A 13,942-nucleotide genomic window follows, 5' to 3' on the forward strand; every position below is an offset into this window, starting at 1 on the left:
GGGTTGAATTCCGCCTCCCCTTCCGTGGAGCCCCCCCCGGGTCTGCGCGCGACGTGCGCTTCGAGGCCTACGCCGAGGCCTCGGGCAGCACGTCGGGGAGCCGCCAGAGCTTGCCCTCCCGGGTGGTGGCGTAGATCAGGCCGCTGTCCCGGTCGAGGGCGATGCCGCAGACCGAGCCGATGCCTTCGGCGGCCACGCGCTGGCGGCCCTTGGCCTCGCCGTCGGCGATGACGACCTCGCGCAGCTTGGCGCCGCCGGGGTGGGAGACGTACGCGTTGGCCGCGCTGTCCGGCGCCACGCGGACACTGCTCCCGAGGTTGGATGCCACGGAGCGCGGGGTGGCGTCCTTCGCCGCCAGGTCGATCTCGTAAAGCCCGCCCAGCTCGTACTGGCCGACGTACGCCTTGCCCGCGTGCAGCGCCACTCCCGCGGCCCTCGGCACGTTCCAGGTGCGCTGCTTCTCCGCCGGCTGGCTGTGCAGGCCGTACTCGATCAGCTTGCCGTTCTGGACGTCGGTGACGTAAGCCTTGTTGTTGGGCGGGTCCAGCGCGACGCCGTACGCGTACATGCCTTCGGCGACCTTGACGGGCGGGGCGGCGGGGTCGGCGAGATTCACCGTGATCAGCCGCGTGCCGCTGTAGTCGGTGACGTAGGCCTTGTTGTTGGGTAGGTCCAGTGCCACGTCGTTGACCTGGCCCAGGCCGCCCGCGACCAACTCCGGTGTGCCGCCCGCGAGATCCACCTTGTGCAGCTTGCCGCCGTTGTACCGCTCGGTGACGTATGCCTTCTGGTTCGGGAGGTCAAGGGCGAGGCCGTCGGCCGTCCCCATGCCGGTGGCCAGCTCGACGGGAGCCTTCTTCGGGATCTCCCGCACTTCGCCCTTCTTGTGGAGAGGGTGCCGCTCCAGGTCGAATTCGAGCTTTTCCAGCTCGAAGATCTCGTGCACCCCGGCGAGGGTGGAGACGACCTCGGCCTCCCCCTTCTGGGAGAAGGGCTTTCCTTCGTCGGTCAGGTCGAAGGAATCCGAACCGCCGGTCTCGCCGAGTTTCCAGGCGATCACCTTGGAGTATTTCGGTTCGGCAGACTGCGGGCCTTTCGGCCGGGTCTCCTTCACCTCCACCGGCTCGGGGTAGTAGAGGGCCACCCAGCCTCCGAAGGAGAGGGGGAATTCGTAGTCGAACCTCCGCACCTGGCGCCGCTGCGTGGCGAGGACGTCCACCCGGCTGCTGATTTTGCCACCCAGTGTGGACGAGGTCTTGAACCCGGTGGTCACCGAACCACTGACGGAGGCGGTGATCCCGAGCATCAATTGCGCGGACAGCTCGCCGGTTCCGGTGGCGGTACTCGTGGCCGTCGTCGTGCTCGTCGACTGGGACTGGGATTCGTTGTCCACACCCTGATTGTCCTTGCTGTTCTTCAGGGTGGTCTTCTGGGACTGGTTCATCGCCATGCTTTTCTGCAACTGCTGTTGCAGAGAAGCGGTGGCCTTCGCCCCGAAGGTGAGCTGTACCTGGCCTTGAAGAGACCAGCTGATCGTGTTCGAGACCGAGAATTCGACCGTGTGCGACCAATTGGTCTCGACGGGGTCGGTCCGGTTGACGAACGTCTGCTTGGAGATCACGTCGGGAGGGGGCTGCGTGATGTCGCCCCGCTCCTCGATGAGGGGGACGCCCACCGTCATATAGGCCTGCCAGCCGCGCTGATGTGCCGTGGCCTCCGTGGCGGGGAAGTCGCCGAACCGCCCCTTGTTCAGGGAGAACCCGGTGGGGAAGATCTCCCGGTCGGTCCCGTCCGGCGCCTTCCGCTCGGCCTTCCTCTTCAGCTTGGCCCTGTCCCGCTCCAGGATGGCGGGGGCCTTCTCGGCGATCTCCAGCTCCTTCAGATTTCGCCCGGTCAACGGGTGGCGAATGGAACGCTCACCGAGATAGGTGGTGCTTACGTTGTTCTTGGCGGGGTCGCCCATGCTCCTCAGCCTTCCCTCGGGATGTCGTTGGCCGAGGTGCGGTTGTCTTTCCTCGAATGTTCCAGCTGCTTGTCGCTGACCTTCGGGCGGTCCTCGTCGCTGATTTTCGGCTGGTCTTCCTCCTTGATCTCCACCTTCACTTTCTTGAATGCCTCGTCCTTGGCCGAGGACGCCATGGTGGTCGTCGATTCGGGGTTCTCGCTGGCTTCCTGCTGCTTGGTGGCCGCCGTCTGCGTGTTCTGGAAGAGCGGGGCGATGAAATTGCCCATGATGTCGAGTGCCTCGGGCGAGGTCTCGCGCACCAGCTTCGGGTCGCGCGGGGTCTCGGGAATTCCGTCGTAAAGCTCCGGATCGACTCCTTCCCTTTCGGGCCACGCGCCAGGAATGTTCTCCCGGGCCTTTCGGGCGGATTCCTCAGCGGACTTGGCTTCGCTTCCACCGCTGTCGAAGATGTTCTTGAAGGTCATGGGCGCCTGCCTACCCCTCCGCTCATCGGTCTATACGACTGATCTGGCGTGACCTCCGGAGAGGGATCGATTCAGGACATCGTACTGTTGATTGAAGGGGGCACGAATGCGCGTGGCGTTTTCTGCTTATGGGGTGCGTGGAATTGTTGAGCCGCTAACCGTGCCGGCGGCCACCGGGCCGTCCCGTCAGGGGCGCGGGGAACTGCGCGAGCAACCGACGCGGGCCCGCACACATCAGTCCCACCGAACCCGCGGGTGCGTCGTGGCTGGGCGCGCAGTTCCTCGCGCCCCTGGGGGAGCTGTCCGTGCCGCCCTCTGAGAGCCCGTCTTGAAACCCTCCAATGGGCGGCGTCCCGGGCTGGAATGATCCCAGGATGACTCCGTCGGTGGCCCAGTCCTGGACCCGTATCGAGACATGGCTCGCCCACCACGCGCCCCGCACGTTCGCGGCTCTGGAGCCCCCGGCAGAGGCCTCAGCCATCGCAGCGGCTGGAGAGGTCATCGGCCAGTCGCTTCCCGATCCTCTGATCGAGTCGTTGCTTCGGCACAACGGCACGGGCGATGACGATCTGCTGCCTCCGTTCTGGAGGCTGCTCAGCGTCCGGAACATCGCCGACGTCTGGCAGCTGTGCATGAACATCTACCGCGATGAACTCGAAGGCACCGAGGAGGACGACCCCGACCAGGTCTTCGGACCGTGGTGGCACTCCCACTGGATCCCCTTCGCCAGTGACGGCGGCGGCGACAGCCTCATCATCGATCAGCGTCCACACCGCCGCCGCGGAAGGGTCGGCGAGGCCGACCACGAGCAGGGGACCCGCTTCGGCTCACACCCCATGTGGTCGTCACTGCCGGCGCTCCTGGACGCGACCGCCACGACCCTGGAGACAGGTATGGCAGTGGAGGGCTACCTGCCGGTGGTAGCGGATGAGGCCGGACTGGGCTGGGAGATCCTCTGAGGAGCGCTTCTTCCGGTGCGAACGCCACTCCATGCCCAAGGCCCGGCCCTTCGTCCGTACCGCCCTCCACGGCTGGGGCATCCGCCAGCGCACGGACTACATCACGCTCCGCGTCAGTGAACTGGTGCCCAACGCGCTGCTGCACGGTGTCCCGTCCGGACGCGGCTTCCGGATCCTCGCCCACCGTGACGGCGACGTCATTCGGGGCGAGATGCACGACAGCGGCGGCGGGTGGCCCCGGCCGGGCACCCGAGGCGACGACGACGCCGAGTCGGGGCGCGGGCTGCTGCTCGTGGCGGCCCTGCCGACAAGTGGGAGGTGCGGCGTGGCACAGGTTTGCGCCGTTCGGGCCATCCTGGCGCTCCCCGAGGCGCAGCGTGCGCAAAGTCGGGGAGGCATGAGATTCCAGGGTGGCGGTGAAAAACGGAGAAACGCCACGTCGCAAGATCTTGCTGTTGCTCGGTACGGATATGGGAGATGCCTACGGATGGGCCAGCTGACTGGAGTTGCGGGCGCCGGGGTGATGGGCGGGGGGATCGCCCTGGCGGCCGCGCTGGCAGGATCCCCTGTTCTCGTCTGGAGTCGAAGGGAAACGACGCTTCGGTCCTGCATCGATAAATGCAAGAAGGACTTGGGCAGAGCCGTCGAAAAGGGTTGGATCGACGAAGTTTCTGCGGACGAGGCCGTCGCGCGTATGCAGCCGGTGGTTGATGTAAGTGAGTTGGCGGCGGCCGACCTGGTCATCGAGAGCGTGGCCGAGGACCTCTCCGTGAAGAAGAAGGTCCTCACGGAGCTCGATCGCGTCTGTGACGAGAACACGATTCTGTCCACCAACACCTCGTCCATCTCGATCGATGTCCTCGCAGGGGCTACCCGAAGGCCACAGAACTTCCTGGGCACGCATTTCATCTATCCGGCCCCGATCTGCCCGCTGGTCGAAGTCCTCACCGGAACGGAGACCAGCGAGGAAACGGTGTCGCGCGTTCGCACGCGTTTCGAGGGGTGGGGGAAACGCTGTCTGATCGTCGAGGACGGGGTGTCCGGACCTGTCGTGAACCGCCTCTTCGGTGTGCTCGCGGCCGAGGCGATGCGGCTGCATGAATCCGGGGCCGCGAGTGCGGATGATATCGACGCGATCTGTGAGCTGGGATTCGGGCATGCGACAGGTCCGCTCAAATCCCTCGACGCCGTGGGGCTCGATGTGGCGCTGGCGAGCCTGGAGAACGCATACGAGAGGACCGGGCGAGCTGTCTTCAAGCCACCGGAAATTCTGGCTCACATGGTATCCGAAGGGCTTCTGGGCCGAAAATCCCGCAAGGGCTTCTACGAATACCCGAGCACACGGGAACGCCGCGCCGACCGAGGGGACAGAGAGACGCATGAGCACGCGCGATGAGACGGTGGTGAGCCGGCGGACGTACTCCTTCCACGACCCGTTCGCTCAGATTCCGACCCTCCTGGGTATGGACGGCCTCCAGCTGATGCGTGGACTGCAGGAGGGTTCACTCTCGGCGGCTCCGCTGGAGTCCACCCTGGATTACCGGGTCGTCGAGGTCGATCGGGGGTCGGTGACCATCGGTGTGCGGCCCCGTGAGTGGCACGGGACCCACAGCGGGAATGTGCATGGTGGTCTGATCGCGTCCGTGGCGGACGCCGTGTGCGGGTATGCCGTCCAGACTCATCTGCCGGCCGGTTCATACGCCGTGACCGCGAAACTGTGCGTCAGTTTCCTGCACCCGGTCAGCCCTGGGCGGCAGGTGCTCCGCTGTGTGGGTTCAGCTCCCGAACCCGAGCAGGGGCGTTCCCAGGCGACCGCCGAACTCGTCGACCGGGACGGGAAAGTACTGGCCGAGGCGACTGCCACCGTACGCGTCCTGTCCGTGTAGCCGCTCGCCGGGTCACGCATGCTCATCGAGGCACCAGCCAGGAGGAGACATCAGTGGTCGCACCGAACAGCTTCCCGTACAAGATCACAGGACTGGCTGTGGAGCTGGGCGATCAGGTCGACATCGCGACCTGGGCGGAGAGGGCCGGAATCCCGGACAAGAAGCATCCCGGCTCAATCATGTCAGGGGAGGCTCTGCAACACATTCTGGGAGTGACAGGCAAAGCCTGGGCTCCCGACCGCTTCACCGACGCCCGCGTTCTCACACAGGTCGCCCGGACGGCTCTCGACTCGGCGGCGATCACGGTGGAAGACCTCGATGCGCTGATCCTCGTGTCCTGCACGCCGTTCCAAGTGATGCTCGACCAGGACGCGCTGAGCCTGGCACGCGATCTCGGCCTGCCGGACGCGGTCGCCCCGCTCCAGCTGGGGGCCGGGTGCGCGGGGCTGGCCCGCGCGGCGGAACTCACCCGCAAGATGAACAGTGAAAGAGCCCTGGTCGTCGCCTACAACGTGACGAGCCGCCACGCCGTCGACTCCCGGGGAGCCCTGTACTCGCACGGCGTCGGGAACAAGGATCACCCTTTCGGAGAATTTCTGTGGGCTTCTGCCGCACTGTTCTCCGATGCCCTGGCCGCTGTAGTGCTGACGCGAGCCCCGGACGGCGACGGAATGTCGTTCTACAGCCGTGACACGCACTCCTTCGCCGGTGGCCCGGGGCTCACCGATCCGCTCATCCACTACCCGGGCGGAGGAGTCGAACATCCGCCAGGGAAAAGAAACTCCACGCTCCTCATGTCGTACGGCATGAACAGCGACGAGATCATCGACTACTACATGCGGGGCATGCTGGAAAATCACCAGACCCTGGAGCAGCATAGGCCCGGCTATCTCGACCAGGTCTCCCGTGTCTACACGCACCAGGCCAGTCCTCGCCTGGTGGAAGCGTTCGTGGAATCGGTGGGCATGCCACAGGAGAAGACCCCTTCCAACGCGGCACGGTTCGGAAACACGGTCTCGCCTTCCACGTTGGCACTGCTGCAAGAAGATCTGGCGAAGGGGGCGCTTTCCGCGGAAGACCTGGTGTGCTTCAGCGTGGTCGGATCGGGACCGGAACGTGGCGCCTTCATCACCTCCGTCCACCTCGGTTCCAGGAATCCGTAGAGGCCCCCGCGCCCACGTGCGCAAGGGGCGGGAATGGGTTTCTCCACTCCCGCCCCCGCCCTGCCGCCACGCCCTCCTGGGCAGGGTCAGCTCAGCAGTTCCACTTCCGCCAAGGGCGCCGCGCCGTCCGGCACCAGCAGGCAGTGCCGGTACGTCCCCGGACGCGTCACCGTGCACATCCGCGCCTGCTGGTCCCGTGCGAAGGACTCACCGGAGCGCTTGTCCAGCCGCTTCCACATCCGGCCCTCGGCGAAGCCTTCCAGCACCCAGCCGCACGGCGCCTTCGCGCCGAGGCCCGCATACGCAGGTGTTCGAGCATGGTCAGACTGCCGCAACGGCTGCTGTAGTACGGGGCTTGGCCGCGTTCGGATGAACTGAGGGACGGCTGAGCCGCCGGGTCATGAGGGTGATGGCAGCAAGAGTGAGGAACGCTTCGGAGTGCTCGGGCCGGGTCTCGTAGTCCCGGACGGTCCTGCGCGCGTGCATCAGCCACGCCAGCGACCTCTCCACCACCCACCGACGCGGAAGGATCACGAATCCCTTCGCGTCCTTGGGCCTGCTCACAGTCTTGATCGTCAGGTGGAGGAATGACTTCGCGGGCGGCGGCACTGTCGTGCATATCGGCCGGGGTGACCATCACGAACAGCGGAAGTCCCTTCAGGTCCACGATGATGTGTCTCTTGCGGCCCGGCGTCTTTTTCCCCGCGTCGTATCCGGACGTGGAGCGCGGGACGGTGGCAGCGACCTTGACGGACTGCGAATCGATCACCGCCGCCACCGGGTGCGGCGAAGTGCCCATCGACCTGCGGATCCGGCGCCGCAGCTGGTCACGGATGAGGTTGAAGACTCCCCGGGCGGACCAGCGGCTGAAGAAGCCGAACACCGTCTTGAAGGGCGGGTAATCCTGCGGGAGGGCGGCCCATTTGCAGCCGGTGTCGACGAGATAGCGCAGGGCGTCAACGATCTCGCGCCTTGGATGGGACTCAGGACGGCCGCCGCTCGGAGTCTGGCAGGCCGGCACCGGCAACAAGGGCTCGATGAGCATCCACTCCAGGTCCGTGGTGTCCGAGGGATAGCGCCGCTGCCGCATCACGCCCCCTCCCGTTCCGTCAGGCGATCAGGTCCAGGGTGGACTCGACGGAATTGAGCTGGGCGACGATGTGCCGCACCCGCCTGTCCTCCGGGTCCAGGGCGGCGTGTGGGGCGATGGTGCCGGTGATCAGACGGCGGACCTCAGTGAGCAGCACGTGCACCCGGGCCGTCTCATAGGACTCCAACTCGTTCGGGTCCGCGCTGAACCCGTAGCCGTCTGCCCTGGGTTCTGAGGGGTGCCGGCCCATGCGGCTTCGTGGTCGTGTGCGGGTGTGTCGTGGTTGGGCGCGCAGTTCCCCGCGCCCCTTACGGGGCCTTTCGCAGCGCCCGCCGTCGTGCGCCACGGCGGCGCGGGCACGACGACGGCGGCGCTGGCCCAGGGCGCGGACCAGCCGTACTGGGCCGGCCGCGGCGCCGACCCTCGCCTCCCTGTCCGCCGCGCTCGGGGTGGCCCTGTCGGCCGGGACCCGGGCGCGGGCGGCCGCCGTCTCCGGCGCGGTTCGCGCGGGGGCGCGTTAGGGGGCCTTCACCTCGTCGAGAAAGGCGGACCAGGCTGCCGCCTGGAAGATGAGGTGGGGGCCTTGGGAGTTCTTGGAGTCGCGGACGGGGACGATCTCGGGGTTCCCGTCAGCGACTTCGAGGCAGTCACCGCCGTCGCCCCCGCTGTGGGTGGACTTGCGCCAGGTGTCCGCGACTTCCAGGCAGTTCCCGCCGCTGGCATCGCTGTGCGTGGACTTGCGCCAAGTGGCGACCTCCAGGCAGTCGCCGCCTTGTCCGCCGCTGTAGCTGGACTTGTGCCAAGTGGCGCCGCTCAGGTCGTACTCGTACTCACGGGTGCTGTTCTCCATGCTCGTAATCCTGCGCCACCGACTCGATCAGGGCCAGGGATTCCCTCGGTGAGAGCGCCGCTGCCTGGAGAAGGTTGAACATCAGGGTGTGTCGGGCGATGGTGGCCGGGTCGTCCAGAAGTTTCCCCATGTCCGGCGCTTCGACGAAGGAGAGCTGCGGCGCGTCTTCGAACTCCATCAGCTTCAACGGGCCGTCCATCGCCGCGTGCGCCCCGGCGCTGAACGGCAGAACCTGCACGATGACGCGGCGCTTGCGCATCAGGCCGACCACGTGGTGCAACACCTCCGCCATCACCGAACAGCCCCCGACCTCCCGCCTGAGAGCGGCCTCGTCAATCACCGCCCATAACAACGGGGTTGTTGGGTCATCAAGAAGATGCGCCCGTTCGAGCCGAGCCGTCACCAGGTCGTCGATCGTCTCGTCCGTCGCCGTGGGGTGATACGCGCGGAACACCTCCTCCGCGTACGCCTTCGTCTGGAGCAAGCCGGGGATGAGCAGGGTCGCGTACTGCCTGATCGCCGTCGCGACGGCCTCCGCCTCCGCCGCCTCTGCGAAGTGATCCGGGTACTTCGACTTGGCCACAGCCTTGCAATTGCGGGCGAAGAAGCCCCCCATGCCGAGGACTTCGTCGAAGTGACGCGCGTACTCCAGGTGCATCCGCCTCGTCCCCGCCTCCAACTGGCCGATGAACGAACCGCTCACGAAGATCGGCGCCCCCAGCGCCTCCTGGCTGAGGCCCACCCGCTCGCGCGCATGGCGCAGTTCGCAGCCGAGGAGCGCTCGGGGGTTCGAGGAGGGGTCCAGGTCTTTGGGTCGGGTCATGGGGCAACTCCTCCACTGGACACGGGGGGTTGTTGGGACGCCAATGCTTTCCAGGCTACGCACGCCCGGCCACTCTGTGTGAGGTAACGGCAACACTCGGTGGGAAAGGCGAAGCACATGGCACTTACGGCGGAGGAACGGATGCGGGCGGCCGAGGACGCCGTACGGCAGTTGAGGGCGGTCCTCGCAGAGGTCGGCGTCACGCTGCCGTCGCTGCGGATGGACCCCCTGAGCGCCGCCGACGAAGGCGCGCTGCCCCTGGTGGAGCTGGGGCGCTGCAACCTCGACACCGCGCTGCGGCTGGTGGCGGTCCTGGAGGGGGCGCGATGAACGACGACCCGAGCGTGCCGGAGACGGGGACGTACGCCGTCGACCACCGGGACGGCAGCGTGGGGGAGGTCATGGGGTGCGAGGGAGGCCTCGTACAGCTCAGGCCGATCGGCGGCGGCCGGGAGTGGGACTGCCCGCCGGGGTCGGTGGGCGAGGCGCCGTCGGGGGAGGTGCTGCGGGCGAAGGTGCGGCAGGTCAACTGGGAAGGGCGCCTGCCGTGAACCGGCGGGGAAAACGGCACCTGCCGTGAACCGGCGCACTCACCTGGCATGTTTGCCGGGCACATGTCACCTTTTCGGGCGAAGAAGCGCTCGCGGACAGGTGAGGCACGGGGAGGCGGGCAAATCCTGGGAGACCGGCCGCAGTTCGGCGCCGGTCCTCAACGCCGCCCCACACCATCGGCAAGGTGAGGTGTCAGGCCTGTCGGCGGATGTGGCAGCGGCCCCCCCCACAACAGGAGGCGACACACATGTCCACTCAGCTCCTCGTGCCCGAAGCCCTTCCGGCGGCCACAGCGGCCGAGACGACCACCGTCGCGGCGCTGATGGCCGAGACCGAGGCGCCTTTCAGCGCGGCACCGGCCTACGCACAGCCGGCGAGCGGGCTCGCCCTCTTTCTCCTCGTCACGAGCCCCCCGGGTGAGCCGAAGGAACCGCGCGAGAAGCGCGCGAAGTAGGCATCCCTTCGACGCACAGAGTCGTCCGGCCGCGCCACAGGGGAGGGTGATCGTGCCACACCAGGACACCGCGCTCATGGAGGAGTACGCCCGCGCGGCCGATGACCTGGCCGGGCGTCTGCACCGCTGTCTGGAGACCCCGGGCAGCGGTGCGGCGCTCGCCGACTACGTACAAGGGGCGAGCGACAGACGGGCGGCTCTGGCCGCCGTACGGGTACTGGGCCCGGACGTCCTGGCGCCCGCACTGTTCGGTTCGCGGCGCATCGAACCGGCCGATCGTGAGGTGATCGCCACGGCGCTCGCCCACTACCCGCTCGACGCCGGGGGCACGGCCGAGACCACGAGTCTCGACCGTGTGACGACCGGTCTCCTGCACCGGGCGGAGGGAGCCGTCAGCGGTGACGGCGTGGCTGTCGATGACGGTGTCGACGTCGACGCCTTCCTCCGGCCCGAGGAGTGCTGGCGCCCCTGGGCCCAGCACATGGCACGAGTGGCCTCCTGCGCGCTGCCCGGCGTATGCGGGCCCCTCGTCGAGCAGGCCCGGACGCGGGCCGCGGACCTGGGCCGCGGTGTCGCCCGCGCGATGCTCCGGCGCGACTACCGCACGGCCGCCCGCCTGGCCCGCTGGACGGCGCTCGCCGACCACCGCGCCGCCATCGAGCAGTTGAACGTCGAGGCGGTGATGCGCCACCTGGAGCTGTGCGGCTCCGCGGACGCGCGCCTGTCGCTCGACGTCAGGATCACGCGTCTGCTGAGGACGCGGACGCGGCGGGAGGGAACACGATGACGGACGAACTCCCGGTGGGTACCGACGTGGTCGGCCGGGTGACCGGACGGGCCCTGGGCTGGCTGCACCGCAACCGCCCGTACGGGGCCTTCCCGGCGCCGGAAACGGCCGACGTGGCCGACCCGGACGGGTACTACAAGTCGCTGGGCGAGACCGCCCTGGCCGCCAGCCTCCTCCTGCGTGAAGGCAGCGTTCCCCCGCCCGGTCACGAACAAGCGGCGCGCGAGCTGCTGGACTTCGCCTGGGCACAATTGCGGCAGGGCGATCTGCTCTACGAGCGGCAGCTGAGGCATCCGCTGATGGCCGACCCGCTGGAGCTGTACGCGCACTTCACCCGGGGCGGCCACCGGCACGAACGGCTCGACGCCCTCCTCGTACACCTGTCAGGCCTCCGCACCCATCAGGGTGCCGAGCTGGTGCCGAACCGGCGGCTTGCGGTCGCCAACGCCGCCCGTATCGCAGGCTTCGCAGGCCCCGGAGGCTTCGCAGGCGGCGCCGACTGGTCGGGCCTGCTGGCGGCGACATGGCTGGGCAGGCTCCCCGAGCCGTGGGCCATCGACTGGATGACCGCCTACTGCATGACCCACACCGTCTTCCACGTCACCGACTGGGGCGGACTGCCCCATGCCCTTCCCGGCGACGTGGTCGCATACCTGGAGTGCTGGCTGCCGGTGTGGATCGACATCTGGTCCGAGATCGAGGAGTGGGACCTCGTCGTGGAACTCCTCATCGTCGACGCCTGCCTGCCCCGCCCCGGCCACCACCTCGACGTCTGGGAGCGGCTGGCGGCCGTCCAGCACGCCGACGGCCTTGTGCCCCGGGACGGGAAGCCGGTCGACGACGAACCGGAGCAGGCGTTCCGGGACCACCAGCACACCGCGGTCGTGACCGTCGTGGCCGGCACCCTCGCACAGGCCCGCAGTGGCGATGCGTCCCCCCGCTGAGCCCGCGTCCGAGCCCGCGTCGCTGACCGAACGCCTTCACCTGGTCGCCCGGGCGGCCGGCCGTGACGCGGGCGTCGCCGTCGCCGCGTACACCGGCGGAGACTCTCTCGCGGTGTGCCAGGGGTTCACCGACAGGACGCGGACCCGCCCGATCGATGAGGCGACACGCTTCGAAACCGGCTCGGTGACCAAGACGTTCACCGCGCTGCTGCTCGCCGACATGGCGGCCCGCGGTGTCGTCCACCTCGGCGAGCCGCTCAGCCGCTGCGTGCCCGCGTGGGCCCTCCCGCGCGGCCCGCACGGCGCGGCCATCACTCTGGAGCACCTGGCCACCCACACCGCCGGACTGCCCAGGCTGCCACCGGGCCTGCTCCCCACCGCGGCGCGGTCCTGGTTCAGCAACCCCTACGCGCACTACACCCCCGACCGGCTGCTCGACTCCCTGGCCCGCAGCCGCGTCTGCCGCCGGCCGGGCACCCGTGTCGCGTACTCCAACTTCGGCATGGGCCTCCTCGGCCACCTGCTCGCCGAGCGGGCGGCCGCCGACTACGCGAGCGCGCTCCAGACGCACGTGCTGCGCCCGCTGCACCTGACCGACACGGGCTGCGACGGGCTCGCGCAAGCCACCGGCCACCTGCGCGGGCGGCCCCGCCCACCCTGGTCGATCCCCGCCCTGCCGGGCGCGGCCGCCCTGCGCTCCAGCGCCCGTGACCTGCTCACCTGCCTCCGGTACCTGGCCGAGCCCGCCCGCCTGCCCGACGGTTCACTGCGGTACGCGATGACGGAGGTACTGCGACTTCGCGCGCTGTCCGCCGACGGGCCGCGGCTCCCTCTCGCCTGGAGCATGCGCGCCCTGCCGGGCCGTGACCTCTACTTCCACACCGGCGCCACGAGAGGCTTCACCGCCTTCGCCGGATTCAGCCCCCGGCCCGGGACGGCCGTGGTCGCCCTCGCCAACACGAACCCCACCTTGCGCGGCACGTTCATCCAGCAGGCCTATTTGTTGCTCCGGGCGCTCAGCGCCCCGGACTAGCTCCGTCCAGGGCCGCATCGGTCCAGGGCCGCGCGGAGATGGCCGTCCGAGGTCGTGAGGAGGTGCGCCGCCGTGGGGGCGTCGACGCCGCCGAGGAGGGTGAGGATCGCGTTCTTCACCTCGCCGTCCGTCGCGGCGAGCGCGGCCTCGATCTCCTCGTCGGACGCGCCGGTCGCCAGCGCGACGATGCGGCGGGAGCGGGCGCGCAGCTTCTCGTTCGACGCGCGGACGTCCACCATGAGGTTCCCGTACGTCTTGCCGAGGCGGATCATCGTGATCGTCGAGAGCATGTTGAGTACGAGCTTCTGGGCCGTGCCCGCCTTGAGGCGGGTGGAGCCGGTGAGCAGTTCGGGGCCGACGACGACCTCGATGCCGTGATCGGCGGCGGCCGCGAGCGCGCTGTGCGCGTTGCAGGAGAGGCCGATGGTGAGCGCGCCGTACCGTTCCTTCGCGTGCTCCACGGCGCCGATCGCGTACGGCGTGCGGCCCGAGGCGGAGATGCCGACCACGACGTCGTCCGCCGTCAGCTTCAGGCCGTCCAGGTCCTCGGCGGCAAGCTCCCTGCTGTCCTCCGCCCCCTCGACCGACTTGACCAGTGCGCTCGGGCCGCCCGCGATGAGGCCGACGACGTCGGCCGGGTCGGTGTTGAAGGTGGGCGGGCACTCGGAGGCGTCCAGCACGCCGAGGCGGCCGGCGGTGCCCGCGCCCGCGTACACGAGGCGGCCGCCCCTGGCCATCCGCTCGGCGGTGCCGTCGATCGCGGCGGCGATGGCGGGGAGCTGCGCGGCCACGGCGGCGGGGACGGAGGCGTCCTCGCCGTTCATGATCCGGGCGATCTCCAGGGTGTCCAGGCGGTCGATCTCGGACAGCTCGGGGCGGAAGGCCTCGGTGGTGAGGGTGGCCAGCTGGGCGCGCAGCTCTCCGTAGTCCTCGGATTCGGGGGAGGTCATCGTGGGTGCGGCTCTTTCGGG

Annotated in this window: 16 protein-coding genes and 2 pseudogenes; 10 read left to right on the forward strand and 8 right to left on the reverse strand. The window is 68.7% G+C overall.

The features are described from left to right. Window positions 1–67: 67 nt before the first annotated feature. Both GKQ77_RS15495 and GKQ77_RS15500 read right to left on the reverse strand, forming a co-directional pair. The gene (locus GKQ77_RS15495; RefSeq protein ID WP_219689352.1) at window positions 68–1,963 is read right to left on the reverse strand and encodes a YncE family protein; all 1,896 of its coding nucleotides are present in this window, start codon (window positions 1,961–1,963) and stop codon (window positions 68–70) included. A 5-nt stretch (window positions 1,964–1,968) separates the two neighbouring features. Continuing rightward, window positions 1,969–2,430 carry a hypothetical protein gene (locus GKQ77_RS15500; protein ID WP_219689353.1) on the reverse strand — a complete coding sequence of 154 codons (462 nt, stop codon included), beginning with the start codon at window positions 2,428–2,430 and terminating at the stop codon, window positions 1,969–1,971. Between the two features lie 374 nt (window positions 2,431–2,804). Between GKQ77_RS15500 and GKQ77_RS15505 the strand changes: the two genes are divergently transcribed. Genes GKQ77_RS15505 through GKQ77_RS33920 form a run of 4 tightly spaced genes read left to right on the forward strand, consistent with a single transcriptional unit; the run spans window position 2,805 to window position 6,438 of the window. Continuing rightward, window positions 2,805–3,389, forward strand: coding sequence for an SMI1/KNR4 family protein (locus GKQ77_RS15505; RefSeq protein WP_219689354.1), 585 nt, complete (start codon window positions 2,805–2,807; stop codon window positions 3,387–3,389). Between the two features lie 31 nt (window positions 3,390–3,420). Further along, entirely contained in the window at window positions 3,421–4,785 is a 1,365-nt protein-coding gene (locus GKQ77_RS15510) for a 3-hydroxyacyl-CoA dehydrogenase NAD-binding domain-containing protein (RefSeq protein WP_219689355.1), read from the forward strand. Then, window positions 4,769–5,275: a PaaI family thioesterase gene (locus GKQ77_RS15515; RefSeq protein WP_219689356.1), complete on the forward strand. Its 507-nt coding sequence runs from the start codon at window positions 4,769–4,771 to the stop codon at window positions 5,273–5,275. Before GKQ77_RS15510 ends, GKQ77_RS15515 begins: the two co-directional genes overlap by 17 nt. A 53-nt stretch (window positions 5,276–5,328) precedes the next feature. Next, window positions 5,329–6,438, forward strand: a complete 1,110-nt coding sequence (locus GKQ77_RS33920) for a 3-oxoacyl-[acyl-carrier-protein] synthase III C-terminal domain-containing protein (protein WP_219689357.1) — start codon at window positions 5,329–5,331, stop codon at window positions 6,436–6,438. Between the two features lie 86 nt (window positions 6,439–6,524). Here GKQ77_RS33920 and GKQ77_RS15525 read toward each other — a convergent pair whose 3' ends face one another. The 5 genes and pseudogenes from GKQ77_RS15525 to GKQ77_RS15545 form a co-directional block, all read right to left on the reverse strand. Further along, on the reverse strand, window positions 6,525–6,704 hold the full coding sequence (locus tag GKQ77_RS15525; protein ID WP_219689358.1) for a hypothetical protein: 180 nt from the start codon (window positions 6,702–6,704) through the stop codon (window positions 6,525–6,527). 73 nt (window positions 6,705–6,777) lie between these two features. Next, window positions 6,778–7,528: pseudogene (locus GKQ77_RS15530) on the reverse strand (IS5 family transposase); the annotation flags it as partial. A gap of 19 nt (window positions 7,529–7,547) precedes the next feature. Next, window positions 7,548–7,754, reverse strand: a pseudogene (locus GKQ77_RS15535) (RacP protein); the annotation flags it as partial. 291 nt (window positions 7,755–8,045) lie between these two features. Continuing rightward, window positions 8,046–8,378, reverse strand: a complete 333-nt coding sequence (locus GKQ77_RS15540) for a DUF397 domain-containing protein (protein ID WP_219689359.1) — start codon at window positions 8,376–8,378, stop codon at window positions 8,046–8,048. Next, window positions 8,359–9,201 (reverse strand): helix-turn-helix domain-containing protein, encoded by an 843-nt coding sequence (locus tag GKQ77_RS15545; protein ID WP_219689360.1) that lies wholly within the window; start codon window positions 9,199–9,201, stop codon window positions 8,359–8,361. Before GKQ77_RS15545 ends, GKQ77_RS15540 begins: the two co-directional genes overlap by 20 nt. Window positions 9,202–9,318: 117 nt before the next feature. Here GKQ77_RS15545 and GKQ77_RS15550 point away from each other — a divergent pair, with 117 nt between their 5' ends. From GKQ77_RS15550 to GKQ77_RS15575, 6 genes are all read left to right on the forward strand, one after another. Further along, window positions 9,319–9,531 carry a hypothetical protein gene (locus GKQ77_RS15550; protein ID WP_219689361.1) on the forward strand — a complete coding sequence of 71 codons (213 nt, stop codon included), beginning with the start codon at window positions 9,319–9,321 and terminating at the stop codon, window positions 9,529–9,531. Continuing rightward, complete coding sequence (locus GKQ77_RS15555) at window positions 9,528–9,752, forward strand: hypothetical protein (RefSeq protein ID WP_055536275.1); 225 nt, start codon at window positions 9,528–9,530, stop codon at window positions 9,750–9,752. Before GKQ77_RS15550 ends, GKQ77_RS15555 begins: the two co-directional genes overlap by 4 nt. Before the next feature lie 248 nt (window positions 9,753–10,000). After that, entirely contained in the window at window positions 10,001–10,207 is a 207-nt protein-coding gene (locus GKQ77_RS15560) for a hypothetical protein (RefSeq protein WP_219689362.1), read from the forward strand. 52 nt (window positions 10,208–10,259) lie between these two features. Further along, window positions 10,260–10,994: a hypothetical protein gene (locus GKQ77_RS15565; RefSeq protein ID WP_219689363.1), complete on the forward strand. Its 735-nt coding sequence runs from the start codon at window positions 10,260–10,262 to the stop codon at window positions 10,992–10,994. Beyond that, a complete protein-coding gene (locus GKQ77_RS15570) occupies window positions 10,991–11,938 on the forward strand; it encodes a DUF6895 family protein (RefSeq protein ID WP_219689364.1) in 948 nt (315 codons plus the stop codon). The genes GKQ77_RS15565 and GKQ77_RS15570 overlap by 4 nt, the downstream gene beginning before the upstream one ends. Further along, a complete protein-coding gene (locus GKQ77_RS15575; protein ID WP_219689365.1) occupies window positions 11,922–12,971 on the forward strand; it encodes a serine hydrolase domain-containing protein in 1,050 nt (349 codons plus the stop codon). Before GKQ77_RS15570 ends, GKQ77_RS15575 begins: the two co-directional genes overlap by 17 nt. Here GKQ77_RS15575 and murQ read toward each other — a convergent pair. Beyond that, window positions 12,968–13,921 carry an N-acetylmuramic acid 6-phosphate etherase gene (gene murQ, locus GKQ77_RS15580; protein WP_219689366.1) on the reverse strand — a complete coding sequence of 318 codons (954 nt, stop codon included), beginning with the start codon at window positions 13,919–13,921 and terminating at the stop codon, window positions 12,968–12,970. The two genes, GKQ77_RS15575 and murQ, sit on opposite strands and share 4 nt — an antisense overlap. Window positions 13,922–13,942: the final 21 nt, after the last annotated feature.

Origin of the sequence: Streptomyces anatolicus, assembly GCF_019400875.1 — a bacterium.
Taxonomy (GTDB): Bacteria; Actinomycetota; Actinomycetes; order Streptomycetales; family Streptomycetaceae; genus Streptomyces; species Streptomyces anatolicus.